This window comes from Paenibacillus sp. BJ-4, assembly GCF_020404765.1.
Lineage (GTDB): Bacteria > Bacillota > Bacilli > Paenibacillales > Paenibacillaceae > Paenibacillus.
Genome location: NZ_JAIVEM010000072.1, coordinates 299,278 through 317,356 on the forward strand (window position 1 = coordinate 299,278; position 18,079 = coordinate 317,356).

At 47.1% G+C, this 18,079-nt stretch carries 17 protein-coding genes and 1 pseudogene; 13 read left to right on the forward strand and 5 right to left on the reverse strand.

Going from position 1 to position 18,079, the window contains the following annotated elements; genetic code table 11:
- Positions 1 to 3: 3 nt before the first annotated feature.
- From LCF57_RS14030 to LCF57_RS14055, 5 genes and pseudogenes are all read left to right on the forward strand, one after another.
- Positions 4 to 663, forward strand: coding sequence for an aspartate/glutamate racemase family protein (locus LCF57_RS14030; protein WP_226001236.1), 660 nt, complete (start codon positions 4 to 6; stop codon positions 661 to 663).
- Positions 664 to 889: 226 nt separating this feature from the next.
- Complete coding sequence (locus tag LCF57_RS14035; protein ID WP_226001237.1) at positions 890 to 2,425, forward strand: PucR family transcriptional regulator; 1,536 nt, start codon at positions 890 to 892, stop codon at positions 2,423 to 2,425.
- 35 nt (positions 2,426 to 2,460) lie between these two features.
- Positions 2,461 to 3,147, forward strand: coding sequence for a response regulator transcription factor (locus tag LCF57_RS14040; protein ID WP_226001238.1), 687 nt, complete (start codon positions 2,461 to 2,463; stop codon positions 3,145 to 3,147).
- A pseudogene (locus LCF57_RS27905) lies at positions 3,144 to 4,735 on the forward strand (sensor histidine kinase). The gene LCF57_RS14040 and the pseudogene LCF57_RS27905 overlap by 4 nt, the downstream one beginning before the upstream one ends.
- A 124-nt stretch (positions 4,736 to 4,859) precedes the next feature.
- The gene (locus LCF57_RS14055; RefSeq protein WP_226001241.1) at positions 4,860 to 6,041 is read left to right on the forward strand and encodes a WD40 repeat domain-containing protein; all 1,182 of its coding nucleotides are present in this window, start codon (positions 4,860 to 4,862) and stop codon (positions 6,039 to 6,041) included.
- A 65-nt stretch (positions 6,042 to 6,106) separates the two neighbouring features.
- Here the strand turns inward: LCF57_RS14055 and LCF57_RS14060 are convergent, their stop codons facing one another.
- Positions 6,107 to 7,552 (reverse strand): SpoVR family protein, encoded by a 1,446-nt coding sequence (locus LCF57_RS14060; RefSeq protein ID WP_226001242.1) that lies wholly within the window; start codon positions 7,550 to 7,552, stop codon positions 6,107 to 6,109.
- The gene (gene yhbH / locus LCF57_RS14065; RefSeq protein ID WP_226001243.1) at positions 7,549 to 8,715 is read right to left on the reverse strand and encodes a sporulation protein YhbH; all 1,167 of its coding nucleotides are present in this window, start codon (positions 8,713 to 8,715) and stop codon (positions 7,549 to 7,551) included. The genes LCF57_RS14060 and yhbH overlap by 4 nt, the downstream gene beginning before the upstream one ends.
- Before the next feature lie 164 nt (positions 8,716 to 8,879).
- Here yhbH and LCF57_RS14070 point away from each other — a divergent pair, with 164 nt between their 5' ends.
- From LCF57_RS14070 to LCF57_RS14090, 5 genes are all read left to right on the forward strand, one after another.
- The gene (locus LCF57_RS14070) at positions 8,880 to 9,599 is read left to right on the forward strand and encodes a response regulator transcription factor (RefSeq protein WP_226001244.1); all 720 of its coding nucleotides are present in this window, start codon (positions 8,880 to 8,882) and stop codon (positions 9,597 to 9,599) included.
- Positions 9,596 to 10,666 (forward strand): sensor histidine kinase, encoded by a 1,071-nt coding sequence (locus tag LCF57_RS14075; RefSeq protein ID WP_226001245.1) that lies wholly within the window; start codon positions 9,596 to 9,598, stop codon positions 10,664 to 10,666. Before LCF57_RS14070 ends, LCF57_RS14075 begins: the two co-directional genes overlap by 4 nt.
- A gap of 130 nt (positions 10,667 to 10,796) precedes the next feature.
- Positions 10,797 to 11,720, forward strand: coding sequence for an ABC transporter ATP-binding protein (locus LCF57_RS14080; RefSeq protein WP_226001246.1), 924 nt, complete (start codon positions 10,797 to 10,799; stop codon positions 11,718 to 11,720).
- Positions 11,717 to 12,424: an ABC transporter permease gene (locus LCF57_RS14085; protein ID WP_226001247.1), complete on the forward strand. Its 708-nt coding sequence runs from the start codon at positions 11,717 to 11,719 to the stop codon at positions 12,422 to 12,424. The genes LCF57_RS14080 and LCF57_RS14085 overlap by 4 nt, the downstream gene beginning before the upstream one ends.
- Before the next feature lie 22 nt (positions 12,425 to 12,446).
- On the forward strand, positions 12,447 to 13,181 hold the full coding sequence (locus LCF57_RS14090) for an ABC transporter permease (protein WP_226001248.1): 735 nt from the start codon (positions 12,447 to 12,449) through the stop codon (positions 13,179 to 13,181).
- Positions 13,182 to 13,187: 6 nt separating this feature from the next.
- On the opposite strand, the gene LCF57_RS14095 is transcribed toward LCF57_RS14090, so the two are convergent.
- Both LCF57_RS14095 and LCF57_RS14100 read right to left on the reverse strand, forming a co-directional pair.
- The gene (locus LCF57_RS14095; protein ID WP_226001249.1) at positions 13,188 to 13,514 is read right to left on the reverse strand and encodes an AzlD domain-containing protein; all 327 of its coding nucleotides are present in this window, start codon (positions 13,512 to 13,514) and stop codon (positions 13,188 to 13,190) included.
- Positions 13,511 to 14,236 (reverse strand): AzlC family ABC transporter permease, encoded by a 726-nt coding sequence (locus LCF57_RS14100; protein WP_226001250.1) that lies wholly within the window; start codon positions 14,234 to 14,236, stop codon positions 13,511 to 13,513. Before LCF57_RS14100 ends, LCF57_RS14095 begins: the two co-directional genes overlap by 4 nt.
- Before the next feature lie 168 nt (positions 14,237 to 14,404).
- On the opposite strand from LCF57_RS14100, the gene LCF57_RS14105 reads away from it, so the two are divergent.
- Complete coding sequence (locus LCF57_RS14105) at positions 14,405 to 14,953, forward strand: helix-turn-helix domain-containing protein (RefSeq protein ID WP_226001251.1); 549 nt, start codon at positions 14,405 to 14,407, stop codon at positions 14,951 to 14,953.
- A gap of 78 nt (positions 14,954 to 15,031) precedes the next feature.
- A complete protein-coding gene (locus LCF57_RS14110) occupies positions 15,032 to 15,547 on the forward strand; it encodes an acyl-CoA thioesterase (RefSeq protein WP_226001252.1) in 516 nt (171 codons plus the stop codon).
- Between the two features lie 129 nt (positions 15,548 to 15,676).
- Here LCF57_RS14110 and LCF57_RS14115 read toward each other — a convergent pair whose 3' ends face one another.
- Positions 15,677 to 17,143 carry an RICIN domain-containing protein gene (locus tag LCF57_RS14115; RefSeq protein ID WP_226001253.1) on the reverse strand — a complete coding sequence of 489 codons (1,467 nt, stop codon included), beginning with the start codon at positions 17,141 to 17,143 and terminating at the stop codon, positions 15,677 to 15,679.
- Between the two features lie 225 nt (positions 17,144 to 17,368).
- On the opposite strand from LCF57_RS14115, the gene LCF57_RS14120 reads away from it, so the two are divergent.
- On the forward strand, positions 17,369 to 18,067 hold the full coding sequence (locus LCF57_RS14120; protein ID WP_226001254.1) for a 4'-phosphopantetheinyl transferase family protein: 699 nt from the start codon (positions 17,369 to 17,371) through the stop codon (positions 18,065 to 18,067).
- Positions 18,068 to 18,079 lie beyond the last annotated feature (12 nt).

Below are 18,079 nucleotides of genomic sequence, written 5' to 3' on the forward strand. Positions count from 1 at the left end.
ATCATGCTTGGAATGATTAGAGTGCTCACCATGCAGGACGAAGCAGCTATCGGCCTCCACGGCCGAGTCATCGAGCAGCGCTACGGGCTGCCTGTTACCAGTGTATGTATCCCCGATCAGCCGAAGGGAATCTACGATGATATCACAGACAGGGAGGCCGTGCCCAAAATAGTGCTCGCGGCGCAACAGCTCGTTCAACAGGGCTGTACGTCTATCGGTATTAGCTGCGCGGCTGATCCGGCGCTAGAGGAGACTCGCCAGGCAGTAGCGGTCCCTGTCTATGGGGCCGGGTCCTGTGCGGCACATCTGGCACTGACATCGGCCAGCCGTGTCGGTGTGTTGACCATTTTGGACGAGGCTCCTCCATTCATTCGCCATATATTGGGCGAGTCTTATATCGGCACGGAGCGCCCTAAGGGTGTGCGGACAACGCTGGACTTGAACACTCCACAAGGCAAAGAGGCTGCCATGGCAGCGGCGCTGCGGCTTCAGGAGAAGGGAGCAGAGGTCATTGTGCTTGCGTGCACCGGTTTTGTAACGATGAACTTTGCACCAGAGCTGGAGCGTACGCTGGGTATTCGAGCCATTGATCCGATTGTGGCGCTGGGTGCGGCTGCTTCGGTACGCTGGCAGCCGCATCATGATGAAGCACAGGTAGGATAGACACTTAGCTTGATCATAAATAGTTTAATATCGGAATAAACCGTCTTTTCCAGAAAAGGGCGGTTTATTTGTGTTCCATTGAGTTCCTATAAATAGGAATGGTCTGGTTGGGAGAGACATGAGCAAGCGGTAAAAGGTTTTGTTTTGTAAGCTTTTTTGGTACACTATCCTGAAAATTAGATGAAGCAAAGATTTTGCAAAATAAATAGCAGGGTGGTCTGTCATCATGAAAATACCGGGTGTAACAGTTCAGGAACCCATGGCAATCCCCGAGTTGAAGGAGGCAAAGGTATTAAGCGGAGAACAAGGGCTTAACCGTGTTGTCCGTTTTATTGACATTATGGAGGTTCCCGATCTGAAAGGCTGGATTCGGGAAGGTGTATTGTTGATGACAACCGCTTATTCCATCCGTCATGAGCCTGAGGTATTGTGTCAAATCATTCAATTACTGTATCAGGGAGGAGCGGCGGCGCTTGCGATCAAGCCGACCCGCTTTCTCACGGAAATCCCCCGCAGTGCGCTGGAGGAAAGCAATGCCTGCGGTCTTCCTGTGATTGAGATACCAGCTGATATTCCATATACAGATATTACACAGCGTGTCATGGATATGGTGCTGAACCGACAAGCAGAGCTGCTGCGACGCTCGGAAGGAATCTATCGAACCCTAACCACAATGGTTCTGGAGAACAGTGGCATACAGGCTGTTAGTGACAATATAGCAGAATTGCTTAAAGCTCCGGTTGCTTTGATTGATAATGGAGGTCAAGCTATTGTCACTTCACCACAAGGATGGGATTGGATGAAGGCACAAGATTCTCGTTATTTTCCCATTAATGTGGATAAACGCACGGTCGCCAAGCTGGTCATTGCACGCAATGAGCTAGATGATATGGAGCAGGTTGGGATTGAGCAGGCACGTCTGGTGATGGCGTTGGAATTAATGCGTGAAAAGGCGGTAGAAGATACGGAGAGTCGGCTTCGGGGAAATTTCATAGATGAGCTCATGACACCTCCGGTACCGCTGCGCCATGAAGTTGAGCGGAGAGGGCGTCAATTGGGATTTAACCCGGCTTATGATTGGGAGGTGGCTGTCCTGGAAAGTGCTACGGCCCCGCCTGAAGAGATCCTTTCCGGTTTGCTGAACCTGGAATCGACCCGACGGCGGGTGGTATCTCATATTGAGTTTCGTTCCAATCGGGCCGTATTATTTTTGCCTACGCTGAATTCAAGTGATTATTATGACGGGGCTGGCGCTGATCAGGAACGATCCTGGGCTGAAACGCTGAAGCAATGGGTAAGTGAAAAAGCTTTGGGCACGGGTGATTATTATATAGGCATCGGAAGTGCCAAAAAGCTGTGGGAGCTGCTTCAAAGCTACAATGAGGCACGACGTGCGATTACGGTATCGCAGCGGCTGTATCCCGATCAACGTGTATCCACATACGGCGATATAGAGATGCATTATATGCTTGGAGAAGCGATGGATAAAGAGGAATTTTCCAATGTATTCGAACGTAAGCTGGGGAAGCTTCAGCAATATGATCGGTCACATGGCAGCGATCTACTCAAAACGTTATTTTATTATTTGGAAAACAGGGGCAGTCTGATAGATACGGCGAATTATCTTTTTATACATCGTAATTCAGTAAAATACAGACTAGAGCGGATTCGCGACATGACGGATTTTGATCTTAACGATCCACGCGAGCAGTTTATATGCCATACCTGTCTGATTCATTATTATTTGCGGGAACAAAAGTAGATGGACGCTTTGCCTTGGGGCGGGGAGGGAAGAGCATGGATAAAAAAATACTGGTAGCGGACGATGAGTCCAGCATTCGGAATGCACTGGCCTATGCGTTAAAAAGGGAAGGCTTTTTGGTGGAAACCGCCATTGATGGGGAGGACGCATTGGAAAAAGTGCGTTTGTTCCACCCGGATGTGCTGGTATTGGACGTGATGATGCCCAAATTGGGCGGATACGAGGTGTGCCGCCGTTTGGAAAGTCGGAAGGGTATCGGTATTTTATTACTGACTGCCAAAAACGACATCGTGGACAAAGTATTGGGGCTGGAGCTGGGTGCAGACGATTTTATGAGCAAGCCGTTTGATTTGAGAGAGCTGCTCGCACGCATCAAGGCGCTGGTACGGAGGCTGGAGCGAGAAGGAGCGCCTGCACCGGAGGGAGCGGAAACGGTACTTGGCCCGTTACGGGTACGTCCGTCCAGCCGAACGGCTGAAATCGGGGCAACGGCGCTGGATCTCACTCCCAAGGAATTTGATGTGCTGGCGCTGTTGGTGTCTCATGCCGGAAGGGTGTACACCCGGGACGAGCTGCTGGAGCAGGTGTGGGGCTTCGATTATGCGGGCGGAACACGGACGGTGGATATCCATATCCAGCGTCTGCGCAAGAAGCTTGAGCCTCATCAGGCGATATTGCAGACCGTGTATGGTATCGGCTATAAGGCAGAGAAAATAACGTGAATGAACATATATCGAATCAGCGAGGGAGCTTCCCTTCCACTGACCAGCAGAAGCGCAATCGCAAGCATACAGGCTTGAGTCTGCGTTGGAAATTTCCACTGGTGCTGGCAGCTTTGCTGCTGTTTACGGTTGGTGTGCTGAGCTGGCTTGTGCTCACCGGGATTCGCACCAGCCAGACAGATCAAATGGAGCGTGGGTTTAAACGTCAGGCTGAAATTGTGGAAATGCGCGTAAAGCAGTCCTATCTGTTGGGAGTAAGCAAATCGCCTGAAGCCTTTATGAAGAAGCAGGCCCCCCAACTTGCGGTGGAGCTGGGCGCATCCAGCAATATGCGCGTTATTTTATATGATCGCAAGGGACATGAGGTTGGCAATTCTCTACCGCTGGCTTTTCGAACGGATGTCAGTCAGGCGCTTTCTTACGCGCTCCAAGGCAAGATCGCTTATATTACGGAAGGCAGCACCATCATCTATTTGGCCCCGCTCCAAGGTCCGGACGGCTTGTTGGGGGTGGTGCAGCTTCATACCTCAATCGAAGCACAGCAGCAGTTCTATCGGGCCATTGCCCGCTTGTTTCTATGGACGGGGGGGCGGTGCTGGTATTGAGCTTTATTTTGGGCTTGGGTTATGTCAGCCGACAGACAAGGGACATCGGTCGATTGACTCGCGCTTCTGAGCAGATATCGGAAGGGCATTATCCTGAGGCGAGATTACTTCGAAGGCAGGACGAGCTGGGGAGACTGGATGAAGGAATGCTCCAGATGAGTCATGTGATCCGGGAGAGCATTACCGCGCTGGAGAACGAAAAGCTCCGGCTGGAAGAAGCGGTTCAGCGTTTGAGGGAGCTGGAGCAGCAACAAAAATCTTTTATCGGCAATATTAGCCATGAACTGAAAACCCCGTTAACCTCTATCCAGGCTTACGCTGATTTGCTGGATATGTATGGGGATGACCCTGAGCTGGTGCGTGAAGCCAGAGAAAGTATCCATAAGGAAACGAAACGCCTGTACGAGCTTGTAGAGGACTCGCTGCGACTATCTGTGCTGGATAAATATGATTTTGAATTGCATACGGAGGAAGTGGAGCTGCACTTGCTGCTCGAAGATGCAGGGAGCCGAACCCGGGGAAAAGCGGCGAAGCGTGGACTTCGTTTTTCGATAGATGCTGTTCCGGCCAAGGTATGGGGCGATCCTAAGCATATGATGCATATTGTGCTGAATTTGCTGGATAATGCGGTGAAGTACAATCGGGACGGAGGCTGGATGACGTTATCGAGTCGGGTGGAACGGGATACCGTGGTCGTGTATGTACGCAATTCAGGTCCGTTGATTCCCAGGGAAAAATGGAAGATGATTTTCGAGCCGTTTGCTACCTTGAGCCGTGATCGTTCCCGTCAGGATAGCGGTACGGGGCTTGGACTTCCTCTGGCGCGCAGACTGGCGGAGCGCATGGGAGGGGAGCTACATCTTACGGCCTCAGGCGATGGTGGCATGGAGAATGCCTATGAAAATGATAAACGAGATGACAATGGGAAAGGGAATGAATTTTCGCTTAAGCTGCCTTTGTTGGTTCCCGATGACTCTCTATAAACGGATGGATCGTTAGCTACAGTGCTAGAAATGTATCTTGTTTACAACTTGGAAACAATTCGATGTATTCATGAGACGTTAGGGCATTAAACTGGGGGTATCGTGAACAAGGAGGTCGTATGACATGATAAAGAAAAACAGAATGAACCACGTTCAAAAGAACGGTGTCCCCTGTGGCGATCATCCCCGTGCATGGCTTTTCAGACACAGAATCACGGGACTGCTCACAACGAGCGCAATAGCTCTTGTACTGCTCAGTGCTTGCGGAATGAACGATGCAGGGGAAGCCAAACCATCGTCTGGTACGAAGCCGGGACAACAGCTTACGGTGATTGACACCGATGCAGCCCGGCAGCAGGTAACGGACGAGCTGGTGGTATCGTCCATCGACAAGCTGGGGGATGTCTACGCGAGGTCTTGGCTAAGCGACGAAGAGCTGATTGTGGAGAGACAGACCCGGCTGTTGATTCATAATGTAAAGACAGGCAAGGAACGGGCTTTGCTACCGGACCGCAAGGCTCCGCAATTGCTCGCTGTGGTATCACCGGATCAGCGCCATGTCTTTTTTACCGAGGGCAGCACCAGCAGTAAATATGATATTCGGGGCTATATTCTTGACCTAGACAGCGGTAAGGTTACATCGATTGGCAAGCTGGATATGTCCAACGAAGTGAGCTGGGGGGATAAAGGTCATCTGATTTCAGGTGCACCGGACGGCAAGATTTATCTGATTGGCCTGGACGGCAAGGCCAAAGAATTGAATTTTCAAGACCCGAATCGCTCTGAACTGATTGCTCATGTCGAAAAAGTAGGGAACGCCATATTTTATACAGGCCATGATAAGCAAGGGTATCTGGTGCTGAATCGGTTTACTATGGACCACCCGCAAGCTGTAACGATTGCGAATGGTGCCAGCTCCTTTGCCGTGTCGCCTGACGGTAAATGGATTGCAATTGAAAAAAGAAAATGGAACACCTCCGAACCTGTTCGCATGATTGTATTGGATGAACATGGCAAAGAGAAGGGAACCGTCGGTCAGGGGACTTTAATGAGCCGTGGAAGCTGGTCCAGTGACGGTTCCAAGCTGGCTTTTTCCATTTATGATGAGGATCAGCAGGGGATGAGAGGGTTGTATGTGTTTGATCAGTCCACGGGTAAAACAACTCCGGTCACGACTGACATCCAGTCCTATGACAGCCCTACGGTATGGAGTCCGTCGGCTCGGTTCTTATCCATGTACCAGAATATTTCGGAAGGTGGAAAACAGCTGAATCAAAGCTACATCGTTCAATTCAAGGAGAAGTAAGAACAAAGGTGCACATCCACTTTCCCGGACTGCACCTTAACTTTATGATGATAATACCAAACTGGCTACACAAACTTGCGATGATGCTTTTTGCCATCGTATGAAAATAGGGCAAGCTTGCCCTCAATCATCGTTTCCAAATGAACGGCGCGACCCCACAGCTGATACACATACGGGAGCGTACGCTCCATATATTTTAAATCCAGGTCAATGCCTTCATACTGGTGCTTCAGCTTCAGCTCGCCTGTATGCAGATAATCGCCGTCCTCGACGACGATATAAGGGGAACCCCCGTTCACACGCGAAAATACTAGCTGATCCCGTATGTTTTCCCAGGATTTATCGGTGATTTTCCAATCCGGCCCGCGTTTCTCAAACACGTATAGATCCAAATCCTCTGTCAGTTTTTTGGTCATGTAATTGCGTATAAAAGAGGTGTCTGAGTCAAACTCCCGTACCTCGAACATTTTAGCGCGTCCTTCGCCCGGTTTGCGTCCTTGTCGCTCCTGCTCCTCACGGGTTGGGTGATCCCATCGTTTTTCAATATCTTCAAATATTTTAAGCCCCAAATAGTACGGATTCAGGCTTTGCTTGGAAGGCTGTACGACAGAAGCATTCAGCATCGCAAATTCAACGGTTTCATCCCCGGTCAAATCCAGTTCCCTGACAATTCGCTGATGCCAATAGGAGGCCCAGCCTTCATTCATGATTTTTGTCTCCATCTGCGGCCAGAAATACAGCATTTCGTCCCGCAGCATCGTCATAATATCCCGCTGCCAGTCCTCCAGCACCTCTGAGAATTCCTGAATAAACCAGACGATATCCTTCTCCGGTTCCGGTGGGAACTGTCGAATCTGGATGCCTTCGCTTTCCGTCGAATCCGGCTGTGGCTTCACCGTATCCAGTGACCACAGATCATCGTAAGGCCCAGGGGGACGCTGGTGTTTTCCAGGTTCTTTCTGCTCGCGGATTTTGAGCTCCATGTAGCGTTGTTTGTCCAGATGCCTTGGCTTGATGAGCTGTGGATCAACATGCTCTTGGATCGCCAGCACGGAGTCAATGAAGGATTCCACGGCCTTTGAGCCATATTCCATTTCATAGCTGCTGATTCGATCTGCGGTGGCAGACATACTTTCCACCATATTGCGGTTCGAAGCAGAGAAGCGGGCGTTGTGCTTGAAAAAATCACAGTGCGCCAGCACATGGGCGACAATCAGTTTATTTTGAACTAAAGAATTTCCCTCCAGCAGGAAGGCGTAGCAGGGATTGGAGTTGATGACCAACTCATAGATTTTGCTCAATCCAAAATCGTACTGCATCTTCATCTTGTGAAATGTTTTTCCAAAACTCCAGTGGCTGAAGCGCGTGGGCATCCCATAGGCTCCGAACGTGTATACAATATCCGCTGGACAAATCTCATACCGCATCGGATAGTAGTCGAGCCCGAATCCATTTGCAATCTCCATAATTTCTGATATCGCATATTCCAGCTCCTTCTGGTCGGTGCTCATCCCACCGTTCCCCCTTCCCGTTTGCGAAAAAAGGTACGTAAGGCTTGGTATACCTCACCTTTTTCCTTAATGACATAGTACATAAACTGATCTTTTTTAATGTTCTTGTAGGCTGACATCAGCGTGCTGCTGCGATTATATTGATTCACTTCTCCATAACCAAACATATTGCACCGCTTTATAAGTTCCTCGATTAGCTTCACACAACGTTCGTTGTCCGAGGTTAGGTTATCACCATCCGAGAAATGGAAGGGATAAATATTATAACTGGAAGGAGGATATCGCTTGTCAATAATCTCCAGTGCCTTCAAATAGGCAGAAGAGCAGATCGTGCCGCCACTTTCTCCGCGGGTAAAAAATTCTTCCTCCGTAACTTCCTTAGCCTCGGTATGATGCGCGAGAAAGACAATTTCCACCTTTTCATACTGACGACGCAAAAAGCGGGTCATCCAGAAAAAGAAGCTGCGGGCGCAATATTTTTCAAAAGATCCCATCGAGCCTGATGTATCCATCATGGCTATAATCACCGCGTTGGATTGGGGGATGGTCTTCTCTTCCCATGTTTTATAGCGGAGATCGTCCGGACTGATATGATGTATGCCTGGACTGCCCTCGCGGGCGTTGCGACGCAAATTTTCGAGAATGGTTCGCTTCTTGTCAATGTTCGCTTGCATGCCTTTTTTACGTATATCATTGAACACGATAGATTTAACCTCAATTTGATCCTTATCTTTTTGCTGTAGATGCGGCAATTCCATTTCCTCAAACAGCATATCTTCCAGTTCTTCTATACTAACTTCCGTTTCCACAATATCGTGTCCTGGCTGATCGCCAGCTTTCTCGCCTTTGCCTGGCTTCTGGGAAGCAGGATCACGTCCGATGACATCTCCCACCTGACTGTCGCCATCCCCTTGGCCCACATGCTTTTGCTTTTGATAGTTATAAATAAAGCGATACTCATCCAGACTGCGAATCGGCACTTTAATAATCTGTTTACCGTCCGACATAATAATATTTTCTTCCGTGATCAGATCGGGTAAATTTTGCTTAATGACATCTTTGACCTTCTGCTGATGACGTTGCTGGTCCTGGTACCCTTTGCGATGCAGCGACCAATCTTCGCGGGATACGACGAATGAATATGGCTGGCGTGGTTCCGGCATTATTAGGCACCCCCCAAGTGGATACACGGCACAGTTTGGCCTTGTTGGTTATTAAGTATATTCACGGGGATGTACGATATGTGATGGAACTCGATTTAAATTCTGCCCGTTTACTTTTATAATGAAAGTAAAAAATGTAAAAAAAGAATGGAGAACCTTGGGTTATGGAAGAAATTGCAGTACTTATAGTAGACGATGAACAGGGACTGCGGGATATGCTGACAACGGTGTTAAAAAAAGAAGGTTTTCTTCATGTTAAGCATGCAGCAACGGGGCAGGAAGCGCTGCAAGTCGTGATGGAATATCATATTGATGTGGTTGTGCTTGATGTTATGCTCCCTGATAGCGATGGGTTTGAGGTGTGTCGTCAGATGCGTCTGTACACGGAAGCTCCTATTCTTTTTTTGACGGCAAGAGATACAGACCTGGACAAATTAATGGGTTTTGGTATCGGGGGGGACGATTATATTACCAAACCGTTTAACCCGCTGGAAGTCGTTGCGCGTATGAAAGCTCGAATGAAATATCGGAAAGTTCCGACTGTGGCCATGAAGCCGTCCATACGTACTTTAGATTTTGGATATTTTCGTCTGGAACTGGAGTCCGGTGTATTGTATGTGGAGGACAAGCAGGTCGATTGTCCGGCACGTGAATGGCTACTGCTGGTATTTTTGTGCAAGCACCCTAACCGTATTTTTAGTGTACGGCAGCTATATGAAGCAATCTGGAGCGAGGCCTTCTTGGGTGATGAGAAAACCGTAGTGATTCATATCTCACGTTTGCGAAAAAAAATAGAACCTGATCCCAAGCACCCGCAATTTTTAATCAATGTAAGAGGGCTTGGTTATAAAATGGTGTCAGTCAAGTTGGAGGAGCAGGAATGAACTCTCTGGTTAAGATGTCTTTTCGTTTTATGAAAGTAACTCTTTGCTTTGTACTGGCCTATGGTCTTTGTTTTGTTATCAGCACTATCGTATATATTTTTATAAAAAGTATATTTGGTGCATCTCAAAATATAAATATGGATCTATTCTGGACAGGACTTGGTATCGTGCAGAGTGTTGTATTTATAGCTGCCTATGGATGGTATATTGGCAAGCCTCTAATTTACATGATTAAATGGATTGGAAATATATCAACGGGAGAATTCCAAGCGCCGTTAAGTGAGCTGGAACTGCCAGAGCGTAAAAAAAGTCGGAAAAATAGTTATAAGCTCCCGTATCAATTGTATAAAGAGCTTTTTGAACAAATGAACATCTTATCTGCTCAATTACGCCGCAATGAGGAAGAGAGAGCGGAAATAGAAAAGCGAAAACAGCAGTGGGTAGCGGGCGTAAGCCATGATCTGAAAACACCATTATCTTATATTGAAGGATATGCAGCCATGCTGACTGCCCAAGAGTATGACTGGTCCGATGAAGAACGAAGAAGCTTTAGTATGTGTATCAGTGAGAAAGTGACGGAAATGAAGCAGCTGATTCAGGATTTGAATGCTTCTATGCAGCTCAAAGAGAGCCCTCTGCCGATCCAATTAAAGAAAGAGGACATTGTGGAGTTTCTCCGTAGTGCAGTCATAGATATTGCTAACCATCCTTCGGCCGAGCAATACGAATTTTCTTTTACGTCAATGGAGGCAGCATATATTATGCCCTTCGATAGCAAATTATTAGGTAGAGCGCTACAGAATTTTCTAATTAACGCAATCATTCATAATCCTCCAGGTACACACGTTTCAATGAAAGTGAACAAAGAAAACGAAAAGCTTCATATTTCTATCGAAGATGACGGAATAGGAATGAATCCAAATGGGTTCATGCAGGTGTCTCATTCCAAAGGGCATGGGATACCTATTGCCAAAAGCTTTATCGAAGCGCATAACGGAACGCTTCATATCCTTCCAGGGAGTAAAGCGGGTATAAGGATAGAAATTTTACTGCCGCTTAACATCTGACTTCACTTTTTGGATTGTGCTCGTTTTTTTTTGCCTGTTGTTTAGGAACTGTTTACTTGATGTTAACTTTACTTCAGTAAACTGTATATAACCAAAACTTCAGCATTAAAAGTCGAGAGGAGATCAGGGAATGTCTGAATATGTAATACATACACAGCAGCTAACCAGGCGTTTTGGAAAACGGGAATTTGTAAAACGATTAAATCTCCAGGTACCTGGACAGCAAATTTATGGGTTTTTAGGACCTAATGGGGCAGGTAAAACAACCACGATTCGTATGCTGCTCGGGCTGATTAAGTCCACATCCGGAGAAATTGAGATTTTTGGGAAAAAGCTAAAAAATCAGCGCATGGAAATTTTGAAGGATGTTGGTTCCCTAGTTGAATCACCAGCCTATTATGCTCATTTATCCGCATATAGAAATTTGGAAATCGTTACAACGATGCGTGGACTGCCGACCCGAAAAATTCATGAAGTGCTGGATTTGGTGAGACTAAGCAAGGATGCGTATCGTCCGGTAAAGGGATATTCCTTGGGGATGCGACAAAGACTGGGGATTGCCATGGCGCTTATTGCCAATCCCAAATTGTTGATTCTTGATGAACCGACGAATGGTTTGGACCCATCTGGTATCCAGGAAATCCGGGAGTTAATTATGAGCCTGCCTGGGGCTTACGGAATGACGGTACTGGTTTCGAGCCATTTATTAAGTGAAATCGAGCAGATTGCAACCTATGTAGGGATTATTAATCAGGGTGAAATGATTTTCCAGGGAACGATGAAGGAACTCACAGCCAAAAGTAAGCCTCAATTGTTCATTGAAACCCAAGATCCTGTTCTGGCTGCTGGAGCACTGATTCAGCATGGGTGGGCGGCCGGAGCTGAAACCATAGAACCCAAAGAAGTTGTAACTCCAATAGTAGATCGGCAACAATCATCGGAGATGATCAAAGTGCTTGTGGAGCACAATCACCCCATTTATCGGGTAACAGAGAAGAAAAAAACATTGGAGGAGATATTCCTGGAACTGACTGGCAAGGAGCGAAGCTTATGATACTCCAAGTTATAAAGGCAGAGGGGTTCAAACTGAAGAAAATATGCTGGTGGCTTCCTCTTATTCAGGGCTGTGTACTTACAGGTATGACTGCCGTGGAATGGTATCTTTACTTTCGGCAAGGACCAGGAGGTGTCTATGCTGGTTTTGCCGTTATGTTCATGTTCCTCTCGTTTGTGATGCTGCTTGGCGGTACACTTTTGGCAAGCATTATGGCGGGTACAGAGCATGATACTCAAACATGGAAGCAGCTTATGGCGATGCCTGTTCCCAGAAGCTACATCTATTTATCCAAAATAGTATGGATCGTGATTCTGCAGTTTAGTACCGCCCTGATCACTATTGCAGGGATGAGCCTGATCTGGATGCTGTATACAAACGAGCCGATTCCATGGCGGATTATGCTGTTGCAGCCAATTAATGCAAGCTTGGCTACCCTACCTGTACTCGCTATTCAACTTTGGCTGTCCACACTTTTTACTAATCAAGCATTTCCATTAGCGTTTGGCATATTTGGTTCCATTGCAAGCTTGTTTTTGGCACGAACCAGTATTCTATGGATTAAAATATTGCCTTGGTCGTATCCTTCACTGTCAAGTCCTCTGATTAAGGAACACGTGATCTGGGTGATCATTGCTTTATGCGCAGGGGTTATCTTAACGGGACTTGGCACTCTTCAGTTTACCAAGCATGAATTCAAATAGAGAGGAGAAGATAAGAAGATACATGGACTCCATTTTACGCGTGGAAACGATAAAGCTTCAATGGATCATGGTATGGATTCTCATTATATTGGATGCAGTCATCAATTCTTTAATGGGAGTCCTGGAACTGAACGATTTGAAGCAGTTCTTTTCGCCCAGCTGGTTAACTTTATACACCTATTCAGCGCAATTTCACTCTATGTTTTTTTATCCGCTCTATTGTGGAATTATCGCTTCTCTTTTGTGTGCATACGAGCATCGGGATGGAGGATGGAAGATTTTATTAAGCAGCCCGTATCCTCGTCAGCATATCTATTATGCAAAATATATATTGCTCATTCTCATACTGGGTCTTGATCAGCTTATATTCATAGTAGGCTATTTTGTAAGTGGAAATATAGCAGGCGCTCCAGGGGAGATCCCCTGGCCTGTCGTCCTTTCTACCGGTTTGGGAGGATGGCTCGGGATTTTCCCACTGGCGGCACTTCAGCTTATGATCTCGATAAAAATCCGAAATTTCGGAGCTTCTCTGGGAATGTCCATTTGCTGTGTAGTTCCCAATATTGTCATAACAGGTTTTCATTCTTCCATAGGTGCGTGGTTTCCCTTTACGATTCCTTATTATATTATGATGCCTCAAACAGCGACTTATGCACCGAGAGTTGAGCCTTACAGTCTTGGGTTGATTGTACTTTTTACGTTTTTAGCCTATCTGTATGGTGGAAGAAAAATGTTTGTGAATAGGGACTGGTTGTAGCTAGGATTACAACCACAATAGTCGAACTACAGCCATACTCACAATACCGACAACGACGGTAGCCAGCAGATTTTTGCTCCACAAGGCGGTCACCAGCGTAGGAAGGACAGCTATGAGCACTTGCCCATTAAGAGTAACCGAATGTTCGGTTCGGACGAGCAGATTTTCCATCACAAGTGCTGTGAAAATGCAAATGGGGATATAGGAAAGCCATTGTAGCACTGGCTTAGGCAGCGCCAGCTTTTGCAGCACGACGAAGGGAATGATTCTTGGGATCGCCGTGACGATCATGCCGCCGATAATAATATACAGGACACTTGGATGAATGTTCATTTGTCGGTTAACACTCCAATCGTTGCGGTGATCATCGTAGCTACAATGACCGCGATATGTGATGGCACCCACCAAGACAAAAGGTACATCAGAACAGCCATACACACCACGAGCAGCAGACGGTGCTTGAGCTTGGAGGTCTGTACACTTTGCAGCTGGGAAATAAGCAGGGCAAGAAACATTGCTGGCAAGGCAAAGTCCAGACCAAAGACCTCCGGCCTGGAAATCCAGTTCCCGAGAATCCCTCCCGCCACACAGGAAGCAATCCAGACAAGATATGCCGTTATATTAAGCCCGTTCATCCAGCGATCGCTTACCTGTCCGCCTTTAGCCAACTTATCTGATGCTACCCCAAAGGATTCGTCTGTCAAAAGAACGCCGATGCCTATGTTTTTCCACAGTGAATATTTAGTAAAGTAAGGAGCCAGCGACGCGCTTAATAGCAGGTGGCGGGCATTCACAATGAAGGTCGTTAAAATAATGACGGATGGAGGACTGGCTGTAGCCAGCATTGAACACATAATAAACTGAGACGCTCCTGCGTATACAAGTGCTGACATCAGAGCAATTTCCATCGTGCTAACCCCGGATGAGGCCCCCACAATGCCTGCTGCGAACCCAATGCATACATACCCGAGCAGTGTAGGAATACAATCTTTAATCCCTTGTAAAAAGCTGAGTGAATCGGGCTCCGTTCTGCTCAACTCTGATGCTATGGTCATTTCAACCTTACCCCCAATGTAATAATTTTATAATAGTATATAACGGAAGCTTTAAAATAATCAATATATTATACGTTTGTATGTTATAGTGGATTTTTCCTGTGGCGAACAAGCCGTCTTTTGTGTATTCTTCTTATATAGACTTTTCGATACGAGGAGGCACAGTCTGTGGATTCAATGCAGTATATTATCGGCTCTAATTTAGCTCAAATTAGGAAGACTAGAGGACTTAGTCTGGATAAGGTGGCTGAATTGACAGGGGTCAGTAAAGGCATGCTGGCTCAGATTGAGAAGGGGAAGTCCAATCCTACAGTGACAACACTTTGGAAAATTGCGAACGGCTTGCACGTATCCTTTTCCTCCTTTCTCAAAGAGGACCCGCCGCAAATCACGAGAATTAGTAGAAAAGACCTGTATCCGGTTATTGATGAGGACGGTAATTATTTTGTTTACCCTGTATTCCCGTATCATTCGGAAAAGAAGTTCGAGGTGTTCACGGTAAGTCTGAAGCCGGGCTTTACACACCAGGCAGAGAAGCATCTGGGAGAAGAATCGATTCTTATGATCCGTGGGGAAATGTGCTTTGAAATGCAGGGGCAGCAGCTTAGGCTGAGTGCAGGGGATGCCATACAATTTCAAGTGTCTGACATACATACCTACCGCAATGATTCGGATGAGGATGCAGATTTTTATGTATTGATTTATTATGCGGATTAGTGGGATGATGAGCATAGCCTCAAACAGGCTTCCACATATAAAAAGATAGCAACAAGGAAAAGTGAGGAAAGACAACCCATGGAAAGCAAGTACATTCGAGAAACCTACTGCTTCAAGACGTCCCGTGTATTTCCCAACGATGTTAACAATCACAACACACTTTTCGGAGGCAAGCTGATGTCGTATATCGATGATATCGCATCGATCGCCGCTGCCAAGCTATGTCGAGTGAACACGGTTACGGCTTCGACGGATTCGGTGGATTTTTTACTGTCTATTCATCCGAGCGATTCCGTCACGCTGGAGGCATTTGTAACCTGGACAGGCCGCAGCTCGATGGAGGTGTTCGTAAAGGTGATTCGCGAAGGGCTAGTGACTGGCGACCGCAAAATTGCCGCTACTGCCTTTCTGACCTTTGTGGCACTGGACGAGAACAACCGTAAAGTAACCGTGCCACAGGTGATTCCGGAAACAGAAGAGCAAATGCAATTGCACCAGACCGCTCCATCGCGCGCAGCCATACGGCGCCAGCGCAGGGAAGAAAGCAAGCAGCTTGCGAGTTTCCTGACGACAGATTACCCGTGGGAACAGTAACATATCAGAGATCACCAATTTCATCATTCTTCATCATTTTGACGTAAAAAGGAGCCGTTTTTCCGTTGCAATCAGCTATGATCTGCTCGGAATACGGCTCCTTTTGAATGAACTGTTGAAATAACAGTGCTATTCGGTTTTAACTACACGGAAATGCTGATTCGTCCCGCCATTATCGCCCCATTGAATGGCTTTGGCTCCATCGGCGGTGGTGCCTTCGGATATGTCGATCAGCTTGCCGGTCGCCCGATTTTTCAGCTTGTAATAACCTCCGGTTACGGATACGAGCTGCCAATGCTGGCTGGACCAGCCTCCGTCGCTCCACTGCTCGATAACTGCGCCATCCGTTGTGGCACCGCTCTCAACACCAATCAGCTTGCCGCTGTTGCGGTTCACAATTTTATAATATCCACCGCCTGCATCCTTGAGCTGCCATTGCTGGCTTGCTGCTCTGGAATCTGCGCGCTGCTCCAGGTCGGCGCCGTCCGTCGTCGCATGGCCAATGATGCCCAGCGGCTTGTTGCTCTTGCGGCTTACCAGTTGGTAATAGGCATCCGGGTCAATGACCATTGGTGTGGTTACACCCTCTACGACACCACTGGCGGAGTCGATATTAATGCTGTCGAACCAATCCATGGCTAATGAAGTCGCAGTTGGAAAACGCAGCGGCAGCCACACATATTGAGAATCCTGCACAGGACCACTCCACGCCCCCGCCCAACGGTCACCCAAATACAGATACGAAGTCGTCTGCGTACCTTCAACAGGAATGACGTAGGCCGACTGTGAACCATAGGTTGTACTGTCCCCGAAGTTCATCGTATTGCTCCAGGTTCCTTCAATGCTGGATGCCGTAGCATACTTGGCCTGATTGGGATTCCAGCCGGTTGCCCCGGATGTAATCAGGAAGTAGACATCTCCTTTTTTGAACATCGCCGGAGCTTCACGATATTGTCCCGGCCACAGTGTGGTCACCAGCGATTCAACCTGCAGAAAATCTGGTGTCAGCCGATAAATGTTCAAATCGGCATTCACGCGGGTCGCCGAAATCAGGTAAGCTGTTCCGTTGTCATTGTATACCGTCATATCCCGTGAATCGTGATCCAAAGGACGGAAGCTGCCTTGATACGTATAATCGCCATCCACAGCATCGGAGGTAGCAACTGCAACTCGGGCCTCGTTGTAGTTCACCCCGTTTTCCTTGTGCATCCACAATACGTATTTGCGTGTTTTTTCATTGTAAATCACCTTTGGTCGTTCGATATTCGACATATTCAGCTCTGCTGCCGAGCTGCTGGTTAGGACGTTTTTGCGAAATTCCCAGTTTTTTAAATCTAAGGAACGATAGGCGGATACCGCCTTAAACGTGCCGCCCAGATTGCGATTTTCACCAAACCAATAATAATAACCTTCCACTTTAATCATACCGCCCCCATGGGCATGGACCACGTTTCCAGCAGTGTCTTTAAATTGAATGCCATTCAAAACATTCGCTGAAGCCGCAGAAGCTATTTTAGGTGAAAACATCTGGAATATGCTCAACGTCAGTAAAATAGAAAGCATTATACACAGCAAGCGGGCAAAATCATATTTCATTGTTTCGTCCTCCTCTATGCGTATTTTTAAAGCGCTTTCATAATTTAGTTCTATACAAAGCTTTAATAGAGTTGCTTATCCCAATTGTATCCATATTGAATTGAAAGTGCTAGAGTAGTATATTGACCATGTACACGGCACACGCCATCCATATCTGACAGACTCCCATCGAACGGTGAGTGTTGCGAACTGGCTGATATCCATTACGGCATACAGGAGGCGACCATGGAAATATACGCGATTGATACAAGCAAGCCGGAGGCTGAGACTCACTATGACTTACTGTTAAATCGGGTTTCACTGGAAAAACGGCAGAAGCTGGCTCGTTTTTTACATCGGGAGGACGCCTTGAGGGGATTATACGCCGATGTGCTGCTAAGGTGGTTGGCTTGTCGGCAATTGAAGGTACCTAATGTCAGCCTTCAGTTTACATACAATGCTTTTGGTAAGCCTTCCTTGTTGAATGCGCCCGGCTTCCATTTTAATGTTTCTCATTCGGGAAAATGGGTGGTATGTGCCCTTGATGAGCAACCGCTCGGAATCGACATCGAACAGCTCCGTCCTATTGATTTTGAGGTAGGCAAGGTATGCTTTTCGGACACAGAGTATGATGCGTTAATGCGTCAGGACACAGAGAGTCGCTTATCCTATTTTTATGATCTATGGACGCTTAAGGAAAGCTTTGTGAAGGCCGAGGGGCAGGGATTAACACTACCGCTGAAGTCTTTCTCATTTGAGTTGAGGGCACATTCGTTCATAGGCTTCACGACAGAAGGTTTTACCACCGAGTATTGCCATTTTAGACAGTATGAGCTGGATCAAGATTATAAACTGGCTGTCTGTGCAGCCCATGATCACTTTGCCCAGCAGATACAGCAGGTAGATATAACTACACTACAATTGGAAGTAGCGACTCAGGCGTAACATGAAGGGGAT